This is a genomic window from Rhizobium sp. Leaf341, assembly GCF_001424325.1.
Classification (GTDB): Bacteria; Pseudomonadota; Alphaproteobacteria; order Rhizobiales; family Rhizobiaceae; genus Ferranicluibacter.
This window is the reverse complement of record NZ_LMPE01000010.1, coordinates 230,640-243,878: the sequence shown is the minus strand read 5'-3', so window position 1 is coordinate 243,878 and position 13,239 is coordinate 230,640. Positions and strand designations below refer to the sequence as shown.

The window sequence follows — 13,239 nt, the reverse complement described above, 5'->3', positions numbered from 1 at the left end:
AGTCGGCAGTCGGGTCGTTCATATCACACGTCACGCTGATACCGTCCATCTCGCAAGACCCCTATCAGGACACGCGACATTTTTCCAATGTCCGTCGCATCCTCCAGAGACGTCGTCAGGCGGTCCGCGTCGATCATGCCCACCCGCACCGATCGGATACGGTGCGCTTTGCGTTCCCTTGAAGACCCTTGTGCGATCGTCAGATGATGCACGGAAGAGCCCCATTCTCTGCTGTACCGTCCGGAGATTTCGGCCGCAACGGACGCGGCCGATCTCCGGATCCGGGAGACGAAGCCGAAACCTGTTCCCGAGGAGGAGATCGCCGTCCGACCTCTCCTTCAAACGATTGCCGATGGGCAAAGCCCCGTTTTCCAGACCGTCACTTCGCCTTCTCGTCTCCGGGCAGGACGTAATCCGTCCCTTCCCAGGGCGACAGGAAATCGAAGTTGCGGAATTCCTGCTTCAGTTCGACCGGCTCGTAGACCACGCGCTTGGCTTCGTCGTTGTAGCGGACTTCGACATAGCCTGTCAGCGGGAAGTCCTTGCGCAGCGGATACCCCTCGAAACCGTAATCGGTGAGGATGCGGCGCAGGTCGGGATGCCCCGTGAAAAGGATGCCGTACATGTCGTAGGCCTCACGCTCGAACCAGTCGGCGCCCGGAAAAACGCCGCAGATCGAGGGAACCGGCTCTTCTTCCGATGTCGCGACCTTCACGCGGATCCGCTGGTTCTGCTTGGGCGACAGGAGATGATAGACCACATCGAACCGCTCGGGGCGCGAGGGATAATCCACGCCGCAGACATCGATGATGTTGACGAAACCGCAGCGGGCGTCGTCGCGCAGGAACGTGAGCAGCGCGACGATGTTCTCGCCGGTCGTCGTCAGCGTCAGATCGCCGAACGCGATCGTCGCCTCGGCGAACAGGGCGCCGTTCGTTTCCCGAAGATAGGTGGCGAGGCTGTTCAGAGCTTCACTCATGGCGTGTCCTTATCCGGATGACCACCCGGTCAGGGACAAGACATCCCTGAAGCCTGTGGCCGAAGACCCCCGGCGCCGAACGCGCGGGGGCTGCAGTTGGGCCTAACGTTCGATCGTACCCGTGCGGCGGATCTTCTTCTGCAGCAGCAGCACGCCATAAAGCAGCGCTTCTGCCGTGGGAGGACAGCCCGGCACGTAGATATCGACAGGCACGACGCGATCGCATCCGCGCACCACCGAGTAGGAATAGTGATAGTAGCCGCCGCCATTGGCGCAGGAGCCCATCGAGATGACGTAACGCGGCTCCGGCATCTGGTCATAGACCTTGCGAAGTGCGGGCGCCATCTTGTTGGTCAGCGTGCCGGCGACGATCATCACGTCGGACTGGCGCGGCGACGCACGCGGCGCAAAGCCGAAGCGTTCGGCATCGTAGCGCGGCATCGACATCTGCATCATTTCCACGGCGCAGCAGGCGAGACCGAAGGTCATCCACATCAGCGAGCCCGTGCGGGCCCAGTTGATCAGCTCGTCGGTGGAGGTGACGAGGAAACCCTTGTCGGCGAGTTCATTGTTGATTTCGCCGAAAAACGGATCATTGGCGCCGACCGGCTTGCCCGTCGAGGGATCGATGATGCCCTTGGGGGACTGTGCCACCATGGGGTTCGTGGTTGCTACTCCCATTCGAGCGCTCCCTTCTTCCATTCGTAGATGAATCCGATGGTCAGCACGCTGAGGAAGGCCATCATGGACCAGAAGCCGAACCAGCCCATGCCCTTGAACGCCACCGCCCAGGGGAAGAGGAACGCGACTTCCAGGTCGAAGATGATGAACAGGATCGACACGAGATAAAACCGGATGTCGAACTTCATGCGCGCATCGTCGAACGCATTGAAGCCGCACTCGTAGGCCGAAAGCTTTTCATCGTCCGGCGCCTTGAAGGCAACCGCAAACGGCGCCGCCAGGAGGGCGAGGCCGATGACGAGCGAGATGCCGATGAAGATGGCGATCGGGATATAAGAACCGAGAAGGTCTGTCATTATTTTGTCCCTGCCCGCGGCCGCACCGGTGAGGCGCGAATGGCGTCTGCCTGCAGGCCGAAAATGTTGCAACGCCAAAGTCGTTAGCGCAGCCCGCGCCATGGCGCAAGCCTCGCTTCCTGTTTTCATCCGCTCGTTGGAGCGAATGAAGAGTCCCGCTATTTCGTGGTTCTCCTCCAGCCGTCCGGACCATGTCCGAGGCATTGCAGAGCTACAACCTACATAGTCGTTTCCGGGAAGATTACCAGTGTGGGGAAGCCCTCAAAAGGGCGAAGGGGCAAAATGTCGCGGTCCTCTTTCGAGGACCGCTGATCGACATTTTCATTTTACTGTGAAAGTAAAATGGCGCGAGTGACGGGGCTCGAACCCGCGACCTCCGGCGTGACAGGCCGGCACTCTAACCAACTGAGCTACACCCGCGCATTGTTTGGAAAACCGTTCTTTTCAGTCCGTCTTCCGTGACCGTCCGGCGTTGCGCCGTTCGATGAGCGGCTGTTTACGGGGGGTTTCGGGGAGTGTCAAGCGCGTTCAAATACAAAATGATGACAATCTGGATTTTCTTCCCGAAGGCCCGCCTGTCGATCCCTCGCCGCTGGCCGGCAAACCCCGGCAACACAGGGCGTCGGGGCGAAAATCGTCTCGTTTTCCGTATCTTAGAAAATGAAGCGGCTTTTCCACACCCCCCTCGTCTTCGCCCGAAACGCTTGCGAAAAAGGCGGAAAACATCCTTCGCGGCGCGCGCGATGCCGGGAAATGCGGGAGAAAAGAGGGAGAGGTGCGGCCTCCATAAAAAAACACCGGAAAACCCGTCATCCGGTCTTGCGGTTTGCGGCGGTTCCGAATACATCACGGCCACCAACGCGGCGGGCGATTAGCTCAGTTGGTAGAGCGCCTCGTTTACACCGAGGATGTCGGCGGTTCGAGTCCGTCATCGCCCACCATTCTTCCCCGCCTTGCTATCCCACTCCGAACGTTATCCAGGTGCTCCCTCACGGGACGTAAGACGCGTGTTCCTACATGCTTGTCGGGCGTGGACCCGACGCGCGTCCGCGCGCCGGTATGGTTCGTGTGCGCGTCCGCGCGCAGATACGTTCAGGGTGCGCGTCCGCGTACCGGTATGTCTCGTGCGCGTGACGGCGCCGGCCTGCCGCAGCGGCGCTGCACCGTCAGGCGGTGTAGGCCGCGCTGAGCAGCGTCTGCGTATAGGCCTGCCGCGGAGCCGCAAACAGGGCCTCGGTGTCCCCCTCCTCCACGATCTCACCATCCTTCATGACGATGACGTAGTCGGCCATGGCCTTGATGACGGCAAGGTCGTGGCTGATGAAGACATAGGAGAGGCCATGGGCATCCTGCAGGCGGCGCAGAAGGTCGATCACCTGCCCCTGCACCGAGCGGTCGAGCGCCGATGTCGGCTCGTCGAGAACGACGAGACGCGGTTTGAGAATCATCGCCCGCGCGATCGCGATGCGCTGCCGCTGGCCGCCGGAGAATTCGTGCGGATAGCGGTTGCGCGCCTGCGGATCGAGCCCGACCTCTTTCAGCGCCTCGATGGCACGTTTGTCGCGGTCGGCGCGGCTCAGATCCGGCTCGTGGACATAGAGCCCCTCCGTGATGATCTCGCCGACGGTCTGTCGCGGAGATAGCGAACCGAACGGATCCTGGAAGACGAGCTGCATCTGCCGGCGGAGCGGGCGCATTGCCTTCCGGTCGAAGCCCGAAATGTCCTGCCCGTCGAAGCGGATGATGCCCGAGGCCGGCACGAGCTGCAAAAGCGCCCGTCCGAGCGTCGATTTTCCCGAGCCCGATTCGCCGACCACGCCGATCGTCTGCCCTTCGCAGAGCCGAAGGCTGACACTGTCGACCGCGCGGAAGGTGCCGGAACGCTTGGAAAAGAGGCCACCTCCGATCGCATAGTCCACCGAGACACGCCGCCCATCGAGAAGGACGGGCGCGGAGGCCGGCACCGGTTGCTTCTCGCCGCGCGGCTCGGCATCCAGCAGCATCTTCGTGTAGTCGGCCTGAGGCCGTTCGAAGATGTCCGTCGTCGCGCCCCGTTCCACCACCTCTCCCCGCCGCATCACGACGACGCGGTCGGCCACGTGCCGGACGACGCCGAGATCATGGGTGATGAGAACCACCGCCATCGCGAAGCGTGCCTGGAGCGACTTCAGGAGATCGAGGATCTGCGCCTGGATCGTCACGTCGAGGGCCGTCGTCGGCTCGTCGGCGATGAGGATGTCGGGATCGTTGGCAAGCGCCATGGCGATCATCACGCGCTGGCGCTGGCCGCCGGAAAGCTCGTGCGGATAGCTGTCGATTCGCCGCTGCGGATCGGGAATGCCGACGAGGTCGAGCAGCTCGAGCACGCGCGCCCGCGCCTGCCGGAAGCTGCCGCCGCGATGGTGGACGATCGGCTCGGAGATCTGTCGCCCGATGGTATAGAGCGGATCGAGCGAACTCATCGGCTCCTGGAAGATCATGGTGATCTTGGCGCCGCGCACGGTGTTCAGCGCCTTCACCGGCAGGCCGATCAGGTCCTGCCCGCGATAGGCGGCTTGGCCGCTGACGCGTCCGTTGACGGCGAGCAGGCCCATGATTCCCATCATGGTCTGGCTCTTGCCCGAACCGCTTTCGCCGACGACGGCCAGCGTTTCTCCGGCCCGGACGTCGAGGTCGATGCCCCTCACCGCCTCGACCGGTCCATCCGGCGTGTCGAAAGTCACCTTGAGATTGCGAACGTCGAGAATGATGTCATCTGGTTCCGACATGTCAGCGGTCCCTCGGATCGAGTGCGTCACGCAGCCCGTCGCCGACGAAGTTCAAAGAGAACAGGGTCAGGACGAAGAAGAAGGCGGGAAAGATCAGCAGCCATGGCGCCGACTGGATGTTGTTGGCCCCTTCGGAGATCAGCGCGCCCCAGCTCGTCAGCGGCGCCTGAACGCCGAGGCCGAGGAAGGAGAGGAAGCTCTCGAGGAGAATCACCTTGGGCACCACGACGGTGACGAAGACGACGACCGGTCCGATGGTGTTGGGCACGACGTGGCGGCGGATGATCTGCCAGTCGGTCAGCCCGAGCGCCTGCGCGGCGGCCACGAACTCCCGGCGCTTCAGCGCCAGCGTCTGCCCGCGCACGATTCGCGCCATGTCGAGCCATTCCACCGCGCCGATCACCAGGAAGATGAGAATGAAGGAGCGGCCGAAGAAGACCACGAGCACGACGACGAGGAAGACGAAGGGCAACGAGTAGAGAATCTCGACGAACCGCATCATGACATTGTCGACCCGACCGCCGAGATAGCCCGACGTTGCGCCGTAGAGAACGCCGATGCCGAGGGAGACGAGGCTGGCGAGCAGTCCGACCGCGAGCGAGATCTGCCCGCCGAGCATGACGCGCGCGATGAGATCCCGGCCGTTCGAATCGGTGCCGAACAGGAAATACTCGCGCGACACGCGCCCCTCGACCACGATCGTGCGTCCATCGTCGCGCGTTTCCGTGACCTTGGTGTCGTCGAACTCATTGGCGCGATCGATATAGCGCGTCGTTCGCGGATCGATCGCCGCGTCGGCCGTGAAGGTCGCCGTGAAGGTCTGTCCTTCGACGTCGAACGCCTGCAGCGTGACGCGGGCCCGGGCGGCTGCGGCCGAGATCGCGCCCTCCAGGCTGTCGGCACCGGGCCGCGGCTCGAGGCTCGGCGGCACGGAGACATAGGAGGGAAAGACCTGGTCGTAGGCGTGACTGATGAACAGCGGCCCGAGGAACGAGAACAGGGCGACGAGCACCAGCACGACGCTGCCGGCCATGGCGGCGCGGTTGCGCCGAAAGCGCGTGGCGGCGAGCTGGAACAGGCTGCGGCTTGCCGCTTCCGGCATTACCGCCGGCATCTGGGCGAGATCACTCATGGCGAACCCTCGGATCGAGCAGGCCGTAGAGAATGTCGACCACTAGGTTGAAGACGATGACGAAGACCGCGATCAGCACGACCGTGCCCATGACCAGCGTATAATCGCGATTGATGGCGCCGAGCACGAAGAAGCGGCCGACACCGGGAATGGTGAACAGCGTCTCGATGACGGCGGAGCCCGTCAGCAGCGCTGCGGCGCAAGGCGCGAGATAGGAGACGACCGGCAGCATGGCCGCGCGCATCGCGTGCGTCACCACCACCGTCCGGGCCGGCAGGCCGTAGGCGCGTGCCGTGCGGATATGGTCCGTGTGCAGCGCCTCGATCATCGCGCCGCGCGTCAGGCGGGCAAAGACGGCGAGCTGGGGAAGCGCCAGCGCGATCATCGGCAGGATCAGAAACCGCAGCGATCCGTCCCCCCAGCCGCCGGCCGGCAGCCAGGACAGGGTGACCGCGAAGATGAGGGTCAGGACAGGCCCGATGACGAAATTCGGCACCGTGACACCCACCGTCGACAGGGTCATCAGGCCGACGTCGAGCAGGCTGTTCTGCCTGAGGGCGGCAAACGTGCCCGCGGCGACACCGCCGACCAGCGCAAGCCCGAGCGCCCAGAGGCCCAGTTCGATCGAATACGGCAACCCCATGCCGATCAGCTGATCGACCGTGTTGTCGCGATAGATGTAGCTCGGCCCGAAATCACCGCGCACGACATTGCCGAGGTAGCGCAGATATTGCTGCCAGAGCGGCAGATCCAGACCATAGGCCTTGTTGATGTTGGCCATGGTCTGGGGCGAAAGCGGCCGCTCGAGATTGAACGGGCCACCGGGCGCAAAGCGCATGAGGAAGAACGAGATCGTGACGACGATGAACAGCGTCGGCACGGCACTCGCAAGGCGGCGAAGAACGAAGGATAGCATGGCCGTCTCCATGGGAGGGCGGAAGGAACAGCGACACGTGCCCCGATCGACCGGACCGACGACGCCGGCACGAGGCCGGATCGGTTGCGGTCGTTCGCAAGGCGGGCGGGAGCGAGGGGCCGTCCGGCGCGGAACGTTTGAAAAAGGCTCGCGCGACCGTGACGTTTTGAAAGCGTGAAAGGCGGCGGCGCGCAGGGCAGCGGCCGGGACCCGCCATGTCAGGCACACTCGGCCAGGGCTCACTCAGCCATGACCGAGCAAGCCCTGACTCACTTGGCTTACTCGCCGATGCTGAGGAAGCGGCTCAGATGCTGGTTGTTGGCATTGTCGACCCAGCCCTTGACCTTCTTGGACACGAGCCACAGCTCGTTCTGGTACAGAAGGGGGGCCACCGGCTGCTCCTTCATGAGCAGCGCCTCTGCCTCGTGCAGCAGTTTTGCACGGGCCGCGGGGTCCTTCTCGTCGTTCGACTTCGCCATCAATGCGTCGTAGTCCGCATTGCTCCACTTGGCGTAGTTGAAGGTCTTGTTGCTCGTCGTGTTCATGGCGAGGAAGTTTTCCGGATCGCCGTAATCGGCCGTCCAGCCGGCGCGCGCCACCGAGAACTTGCCGCCCTCCTGCAGGTAGGCGTAATGCGAGGACACGTCGAGATTGACCAGCGTCACCTTGGCGTTGAAGGCCGTCTTCCACATGTCGGCGACCGCCGTTGCGACGCGCTCGTGATTGGGGTTGGTGTTGTAGCGGATCTCGATCTCGAGCGGCTTGCCACCCTCGCCGAAGCCCGCCTCCTTCAGAAGCGCAAGAGCCTCGTCCTCACGGTCGAGCTGGCTCTTCGTCGCGAAATCGGCGAGCGACGGGGCGCCGTAGTCCGGCAGGCCCGGAGGCACAAAGCCGTAGGCCGGCTGCTGCGAGCCGCTGTAGATTTCCGTCGCGAGGAAGTCGCGGTCGATGCCCATCGACAGCGCGCGGCGGACACGCACGTCATCCATCGGCGCGGTCCGGGTGTCGAACACGTAGTAGTAGGTCGCAAGCGCCGGCGAGATATGGACCTCGTCGCCGAACTGCTTCTTCAGCCGCTCGATCTGGTCGGCCGAGAAATTGTAGTTCACCTGCAGCTCGCCCGCCTCGTAGCGACGGACCGCGGCGGCCTGATCCTCGAGCGGGTAGATGACGACCTTGTCGAGCTTGATGTTGGCCGCGTCCCAATGGTTCTCGTTTTTCGTCAGGGTCAGATGATCGTTGGCGACATGTTCCGTCAGCTTGAAACCACCGTTCGACACCATGATGCCGGGCTTGACGAAATCGGCACCGTTCTTCTCGAAGCTCGCCTTCGAGATCGGCAAAGCCGTCTGGTGCGCCAGCAATTCGAGGAAGTAGGGCGTCGCGCGCTCGAGCGTGATCTCCAGCGTCTTCGGATCGATCGCCTTCACGCCCAGCTGGTCGAGCGGTGCGCCGCTCTTGTTGACCTTTTCGGCATTCTTGATCGGATAGAGGATGTTGGCATAACCGGCCGCCGTCTTCGGGTCCTCGATCCGCATCAGCGAAAACACGAAATCCTCCGCCGTCACCGGGGATCCGTCCGACCACTTGCCATTGTCGCGCAGCTTGAAGGTGTAGACCGTCCCGTCGTCGGAGACGGTCCAGCTTTCCGCCGCACCGGGCACGATCTCGCCCTTGGCGTCATAGATCGTCAAACCTTCGTAGAGATCCTTGAGGATGAACTCCTCGATGTTGATCGAGGTATGCGCCTGGTCGAGCGTCTGGGGCTCACCGGCATTGCCGCGATTGAGCACGACCTCGGCCAATGCGGGGCTTGCGCCCAGCAACAGCGAGCCGATCAGGGCGGCCCGTCGCAGGGTCCGCGTCATGGTCGTCATCGGCAAAGGCCGGCGTCCAGTCAGGGGTGCGGTCATCGATACTCTCCTTGCCCGTTTGCGCCATCTCGGGGCGCCAAAGCGGCAGCAAAGGCGAAAAATTGGGGAAACGCAACCCTTGCCCGATCTCGTCCGCCAGCACCGGGCGGACCGGCGGCGGGCCGTCGATCATCCCGCCGGTTGCAAGAAAGGCTGTCCATCCGAACCCGGTGAACAGCAGAGGACCCGGGCAAACAGACGGCCGGGAAGCGGCGTCAAACTCCTCCCGCACCTTACGTCAAAGGCCATATCCGGGACGGACCTCGCCGCGGGCTCGACCGCGCCGTGCGCCCGCAAACACGCAAAACACGACAGCCGAAAGTTGTGATCAACCTTTCCCCGCGCGTGCCGCGCACGGATTATTTCGCACCAAAGAAGCTGTGCGCAATCCCCAAGGCCGACCGCTCAAACCGATGCCGACTGCTCATACCGACAAGGGCGGCGCGTCGGTCTCGTCAGGATTGGGATTCGGCGTCTCGTCCGGCAGCCGGTCTGGCTCCGGTTCTGTGATCGGCGGCATGGGCGTGGGGATCGGCGGATTGCCGGGGGCCGGCGGAAGAACGGGATCGGGTACGGTGGACATATCGGCTACGGTGGACATGGGGTCTCCTGTCAGACGGGAATTCCAGAAACGTCGGCGGCGGGGTGCAGGCCTAAAGGCCGGCCTCGGCTCGCCGCATGGGCATGCTGTCGATCTCGGCGAAAACAAGGGCGGGTTCGACGACGTCATCGTACCGAGCCTTCACATGGCCATCCTTTCCGACGAGCACGAGGGCGAAGGTTCCGGGCGTGCAGCCGAGTTCCTTGCGCAGCATATGCGCCTGCGGCACCACATCCGAGCCGAACTCCGGGCGGACATCATTGCCGTCGACGGAGAACACGGCGAGATCGCGATCGCGCAGGGCATCCTTGTCGGCCTTCAGCGCCAGCAACTGGGCCTGCGACTTGATGCCTGCGGGATCGGAGAAGATCACCAGAATGCGCTTTTCCCATTGCAGGTCATGAAGATGGCCGGACGTTTCCTCCGGATGGGGGCCGACGCCGAAGATTTCGGTCATCAGGGATTTGAGCATGATCGTCTCCTCAGCCGTATCGTCGTTCGGCATTTCCGTCGAAGTTCAGTCGAAGGCGGCACCGCGGGCGCCGAGAAGTTCACGCGCCAGCTGACGGATCGCCTCTTCCGCGACATCGCGGTGCCAGCCGGAGGCTTCCGCCTGCTTGACCAGCTCCTGCAGTTCGTCGGGCAGTTCGGCACCGGCCGCCGAGCCCATGCTGACCTCACCGCTGCGCGTGATCGACTGGAAGGCGTCGGCGAGGTTCGCCTTGCACGCCTCGACATCCTTTTTGCCTTCCATGTTTCCGTGCCCGAACGTTCTCGGTTCGACATTGCTGCTCATGACGGTCATCCTCCCGCGCCTCTTGCTCCGGCGTTGTCTTAGCAACACGTAAATCGGCGCGATTGTTCCGGAGGGCATCGCGACTTCTCGCCACGACACCTTGCCAGACGAGGCCGGATTGCTATGTCGTCAGAGAAATGAGGCGCGCCACTGGAGCCGTCGCCTCACGGACGGACGGACAGACGGTGGTGGGAATGACCGAGAACAACCGGACCGAAGACGCGTTCGCCTTTCTCGGGAAAGGGAATGGGATCAGGCAGCTGATCCGCGACTTTGAATGGGGTGCCACGCCGCTCGGACGCGTGGAGACGTGGCCGGGCAGCCTCAGGACGGCGACAGCGCTTCTGGTGCAGTCGTCCGTGCCGATCGTCATGCTGTGGGGCGAGCATGGCATCATGATCTACAACGACGCCTATTCCGTCTTTGCCGGCAAGCGCCACCCGCAGCTTCTGGGCTCCAAGGTCCGCGAGGGTTGGGCCGAAATTGCGGATTTCAACGATCACGTCATGAAGGTCGGCCTCGCCGGGGGTACGCTGGCCTATCGCGACCAGGAATTGACCCTGCACCGGCGCGGCGTCCCGGAACAGGTCTGGATGAATCTCGATTATTCGCCGGTGCTCGACGAAGCGGGAACGCCGGCCGGTGTCATCGCCATCGTGGTGGAAACGACCGGCGAGGTCGTGGCGCGCCAGCGCATTGCTCGCGAGCACGAGCGCCTGTTGCAGCTCTTTGCCCAAGCGCCGACTTTCATGGCGATGCTGCGCGGCGAAAATCACGTGTTCGAGATGCTCAATCCCAACTATCAGGCGCTGATCGGCGACCGCGACGTCATCGGCAAGCCCGCCCGCGACGCCTTGCCGGAGCTTGCCGACCAAGGCTTCTGGGCGCTTCTCGATCAGGCCTATCACACAGGCGAGCCTGTCAGCCGCTGGTCCGAGCGCCTTGTCATCATTCGCTCGCCCGATATCGGCCCCGAGGAGCGGTTCATCGATTTCGTCTATCAGCCCATCAAGTCCGACAGCGGCACCGTCACGCATATCTTCGTGCAGGGCTCGGACGTCACCGAACGGGTCATCGCCGAGCATCGCCAGCGCCTGCTCGTCAACGAGCTCAACCATCGCGTCAAGAACACGCTCGCCTCAGTTCAGGCCATCACCACGCAGACCTTGCGCGGTGCGATGTCGCTGCGGGAAGCATCCGATTCCATCAACGACCGGATCCTTGCCCTCTCGCGGGCGCACAACATGCTGACGGCGCAGAACTGGACGGGCGCCGATCTGTCCGACGTCCTCGACACGGCGCTCGTGCTCGACGGGGATCCGAACCCTCCCCGGTTCGACGTGACCTCCCCGGCACTTCGTCTGGAGCCGCATGCCGCCCTGTCCCTCGCGCTCGCGCTCCACGAACTCGCCATCAATGCCGCGAAGTTCGGCGCGCTGTCGCGCCCGGACGGCCGCGTGGACATCGTCTGCGAGACCGCCCGGCTGGAGGATGAGGAGGTCTTCCGGTTGACCTGGCGGGAGAAAGGCGGGCCGCCCGTGCAGACGCCGCAGCGGCGCGGTTTCGGCTTCCATCTCCTGGAACGCGCCCTTCCCGTCGAGCTGTCCGGAAAAGTGCGCATCCACCACAGGCCCGAGGGCCTTGTGTTCGAACTTTCGGCGCCGCTGTCCGCCATCCGCGAAAGCGCCGATCTTGGATAAGCTTGCCGGTAAACGTGTCCTGATCGTCGAGGACGAGATGCTGGTCGCGCTCCTCATCGAGGATTTCATCATCCAGCTGGGCTGCGAAATCGCCGGCATCGCCATGCGGCTCGAACCGGCCCTGGAGCTCGCCCGCACGATCGACGTCGATATCGCCATCCTCGATATCAACCTCGCCGGCAAACAGTCCTTTCCCATCGCCGAGCTGCTGCGCACGCGCGGGATTCCCTTCGTGTTCGCCAGCGGCTATGGCGCTGCCGGGCTCGAAGGCTCCGGACTGTCCGCGCCCGTCCTGCAGAAGCCGTTCAATGTCGGCGATGTCGGCCGCCTTCTGGCGTCTGCGCTCTGACGCGGAGGGCCTGCCTCCGCATTGTCACGGAACGGTCATGTCTGCGTCATCGCCGTTGCGTAGGATATTTCACGACGCTCGGAATAATTCATCGCGCCTGCGACGAATGACAGGTCAGATCTGGTAATCGCCAGTCCGGCTGGGTCCTGTACAATCGGACGTCTGTTTATGTGCGCGCGCGTATCTCGGCACGCCCGTCAAATCGGTGGAGATCACCATGCCCACACGGAATTTCGGCCATCTCGCCGAAGGACATCCGGACGCACAGCATGCCTCTCGCGGAGGTCATGCGCTGGAACGCGTCTTCGAGGATCATTGCACGGCCGGTGCGGAGACGGGGGACATCGCCGCCGCGCGCCGGATTCATGTCTTCCAGTGCGGCATGATCAGCGAAGCCGCGCTGCAGGACCTGCTGCAGGACAGCGCCCGCGGCAGGAGCGAGCGCTAAGCGCGCCGTTCCGTTGCGCGGAACCCCATCCAGCCAACAGCGGCCGCACCGGCTCAGGTGTCGACCTTTTCCTTTTCCCGCTTGGGCGCCGCGCGCTTCGGCTCTTCGGGTGCCGGAGGGGCGTAAGGCGTCTCGCCTTTGGGTGTCGGGGCCAGGAGGTTCTTCAGCGTCGACAGCCGGTCCTTCAGGAGCGGCCGGAACCGGGTCGCGCGATAGGGCATGTCGGCAGCGCCATAGCCTTCCGGCCCGTCGTCATTGCCCCGGTGGATCTCCTCGAGCTTCACGCCGATGAACTCGCCGTCGATATAGTGGCTGTAGGCGCCGACCCAGCGGATGGTGTAGATCTCGCCCTTGCGGATCAGCTGGTCGATCGAGACGTTCTTGAACTTGTCGTCGATGCAGACGACCTTCTGGCCGACATGGAAATTGTTCATCGCTGCCTCCGGCCGGACATGGCCCACCTCGGTTGATCGGTCACCTGCCCTGCAGGCGCCGCGGCGCTCCGTCGGCCTCTCGAGTTGTCTAAACGCAAGAGCCGCACGGCCCCGTCACGACCGCGCCCGGGACGCCGACTGGCTGCCTCCCTATAGAGCCAGTTGC

General features: G+C 63.7%; 15 protein-coding genes and 2 tRNA genes. 4 read left to right on the top strand and 13 right to left on the bottom strand.

Annotation, left to right across the window (positions count from 1 at the left end; translation table 11 throughout):
- Positions 1–23: 23 nt before the first annotated feature.
- From ASG03_RS22235 to ASG03_RS10920, 5 genes are all read right to left on the bottom strand, one after another.
- Positions 24–320 (bottom strand): four helix bundle protein, encoded by a 297-nt coding sequence (locus ASG03_RS22235; RefSeq protein ID WP_082475686.1) that lies wholly within the window; start codon positions 318–320, stop codon positions 24–26.
- 59 nt (positions 321–379) lie between these two features.
- Entirely contained in the window at positions 380–979 is a 600-nt protein-coding gene (locus tag ASG03_RS10935) for an NADH-quinone oxidoreductase subunit C (RefSeq protein ID WP_062468415.1), read from the bottom strand.
- Positions 980–1,081: 102 nt separating this feature from the next.
- Positions 1,082–1,660: a NuoB/complex I 20 kDa subunit family protein gene (locus ASG03_RS10930; RefSeq protein WP_062468416.1), complete on the bottom strand. Its 579-nt coding sequence runs from the start codon at positions 1,658–1,660 to the stop codon at positions 1,082–1,084.
- Positions 1,651–2,016, bottom strand: coding sequence for an NADH-quinone oxidoreductase subunit A (locus tag ASG03_RS10925; protein WP_062693576.1), 366 nt, complete (start codon positions 2,014–2,016; stop codon positions 1,651–1,653). Before ASG03_RS10925 ends, ASG03_RS10930 begins: the two co-directional genes overlap by 10 nt.
- Positions 2,017–2,359: 343 nt before the next feature.
- A tRNA-Asp gene (locus ASG03_RS10920) sits at positions 2,360–2,436 on the bottom strand.
- A 445-nt stretch (positions 2,437–2,881) separates the two neighbouring features.
- On the opposite strand from ASG03_RS10920, the gene ASG03_RS10915 reads away from it, so the two are divergent.
- Positions 2,882–2,957: transfer RNA gene (locus tag ASG03_RS10915), tRNA-Val, on the top strand.
- A gap of 225 nt (positions 2,958–3,182) precedes the next feature.
- Here the strand turns inward: ASG03_RS10915 and ASG03_RS10910 are convergent.
- The 7 genes from ASG03_RS10910 to ASG03_RS10885 all read right to left on the bottom strand — a co-directional run bounded on the left by ASG03_RS10910 (position 3,183) and on the right by ASG03_RS10885 (position 10,142).
- A complete protein-coding gene (locus ASG03_RS10910) occupies positions 3,183–4,784 on the bottom strand; it encodes an ABC transporter ATP-binding protein (protein WP_062693575.1) in 1,602 nt (533 codons plus the stop codon).
- 1 nt (position 4,785) lies between these two features.
- Positions 4,786–5,916, bottom strand: coding sequence for an ABC transporter permease (locus ASG03_RS10905; protein WP_062693574.1), 1,131 nt, complete (start codon positions 5,914–5,916; stop codon positions 4,786–4,788).
- Positions 5,909–6,832, bottom strand: a complete 924-nt coding sequence (gene oppB, locus ASG03_RS10900; protein ID WP_062693573.1) for an oligopeptide ABC transporter permease OppB — start codon at positions 6,830–6,832, stop codon at positions 5,909–5,911. The genes ASG03_RS10905 and oppB overlap by 8 nt, the downstream gene beginning before the upstream one ends.
- Before the next feature lie 278 nt (positions 6,833–7,110).
- Complete coding sequence (locus tag ASG03_RS10895) at positions 7,111–8,700, bottom strand: peptide ABC transporter substrate-binding protein (protein WP_162241380.1); 1,590 nt, start codon at positions 8,698–8,700, stop codon at positions 7,111–7,113.
- A gap of 469 nt (positions 8,701–9,169) precedes the next feature.
- Complete coding sequence (locus tag ASG03_RS21455; RefSeq protein WP_156381805.1) at positions 9,170–9,346, bottom strand: hypothetical protein; 177 nt, start codon at positions 9,344–9,346, stop codon at positions 9,170–9,172.
- 52 nt (positions 9,347–9,398) lie between these two features.
- Positions 9,399–9,818 carry a DUF4174 domain-containing protein gene (locus tag ASG03_RS10890; protein ID WP_162241377.1) on the bottom strand — a complete coding sequence of 140 codons (420 nt, stop codon included), beginning with the start codon at positions 9,816–9,818 and terminating at the stop codon, positions 9,399–9,401.
- Positions 9,819–9,863: 45 nt separating this feature from the next.
- Positions 9,864–10,142: a hypothetical protein gene (locus ASG03_RS10885; RefSeq protein ID WP_062693571.1), complete on the bottom strand. Its 279-nt coding sequence runs from the start codon at positions 10,140–10,142 to the stop codon at positions 9,864–9,866.
- Positions 10,143–10,336: 194 nt separating this feature from the next.
- Between ASG03_RS10885 and ASG03_RS10880 the strand changes: the two genes are divergently transcribed.
- The 3 genes from ASG03_RS10880 to ASG03_RS10870 all read left to right on the top strand — a co-directional run bounded on the left by ASG03_RS10880 (position 10,337) and on the right by ASG03_RS10870 (position 12,639).
- Positions 10,337–11,842, top strand: coding sequence for a sensor histidine kinase (locus tag ASG03_RS10880; protein ID WP_062693570.1), 1,506 nt, complete (start codon positions 10,337–10,339; stop codon positions 11,840–11,842).
- Positions 11,835–12,191 (top strand): response regulator, encoded by a 357-nt coding sequence (locus ASG03_RS10875; protein WP_156379921.1) that lies wholly within the window; start codon positions 11,835–11,837, stop codon positions 12,189–12,191. The genes ASG03_RS10880 and ASG03_RS10875 overlap by 8 nt, the downstream gene beginning before the upstream one ends.
- 217 nt (positions 12,192–12,408) lie before the next feature.
- On the top strand, positions 12,409–12,639 hold the full coding sequence (locus ASG03_RS10870) for a hypothetical protein (RefSeq protein WP_062468429.1): 231 nt from the start codon (positions 12,409–12,411) through the stop codon (positions 12,637–12,639).
- 53 nt (positions 12,640–12,692) lie between these two features.
- On the opposite strand, the gene ASG03_RS10865 is transcribed toward ASG03_RS10870, so the two are convergent.
- A complete protein-coding gene (locus ASG03_RS10865) occupies positions 12,693–13,073 on the bottom strand; it encodes a hypothetical protein (RefSeq protein ID WP_062468431.1) in 381 nt (126 codons plus the stop codon).
- Between the last annotated feature and the right edge of the window lie 166 nt (positions 13,074–13,239).

Excerpts from the sequence above, each read along its gene's own strand:
- ASG03_RS10935 (WP_062468415.1), bottom strand. The coding sequence starts at position 979 with ATGAGTGAAGCTCTGAACAGCCTCGCCACCTATCTTCGGGAAACGAAC.
- ASG03_RS10930 (WP_062468416.1), bottom strand. The coding sequence starts at position 1,660 with ATGGGAGTAGCAACCACGAACCCCATGGTGGCACAGTCCCCCAAGGGC.
- ASG03_RS10925 (WP_062693576.1), bottom strand. The coding sequence starts at position 2,016 with ATGACAGACCTTCTCGGTTCTTATATCCCGATCGCCATCTTCATCGGC.
- ASG03_RS10910 (WP_062693575.1), bottom strand. The coding sequence starts at position 4,784 with ATGTCGGAACCAGATGACATCATTCTCGACGTTCGCAATCTCAAGGTG.
- ASG03_RS10905 (WP_062693574.1), bottom strand. The coding sequence starts at position 5,916 with ATGAGTGATCTCGCCCAGATGCCGGCGGTAATGCCGGAAGCGGCAAGC.
- oppB (WP_062693573.1), bottom strand. The coding sequence starts at position 6,832 with ATGCTATCCTTCGTTCTTCGCCGCCTTGCGAGTGCCGTGCCGACGCTG.
- ASG03_RS10895 (WP_162241380.1), bottom strand. The coding sequence starts at position 8,700 with ATGACGCGGACCCTGCGACGGGCCGCCCTGATCGGCTCGCTGTTGCTG.
- ASG03_RS21455 (WP_156381805.1), bottom strand. The coding sequence starts at position 9,346 with ATGTCCACCGTAGCCGATATGTCCACCGTACCCGATCCCGTTCTTCCG.
- ASG03_RS10890 (WP_162241377.1), bottom strand. The coding sequence starts at position 9,818 with ATGCTCAAATCCCTGATGACCGAAATCTTCGGCGTCGGCCCCCATCCG.
- ASG03_RS10885 (WP_062693571.1), bottom strand. The coding sequence starts at position 10,142 with ATGAGCAGCAATGTCGAACCGAGAACGTTCGGGCACGGAAACATGGAA.
- ASG03_RS10880 (WP_062693570.1), top strand. The coding sequence starts at position 10,337 with ATGACCGAGAACAACCGGACCGAAGACGCGTTCGCCTTTCTCGGGAAA.
- ASG03_RS10870 (WP_062468429.1), top strand. The coding sequence starts at position 12,409 with ATGCCCACACGGAATTTCGGCCATCTCGCCGAAGGACATCCGGACGCA.
- ASG03_RS10865 (WP_062468431.1), bottom strand. The coding sequence starts at position 13,073 with ATGAACAATTTCCATGTCGGCCAGAAGGTCGTCTGCATCGACGACAAG.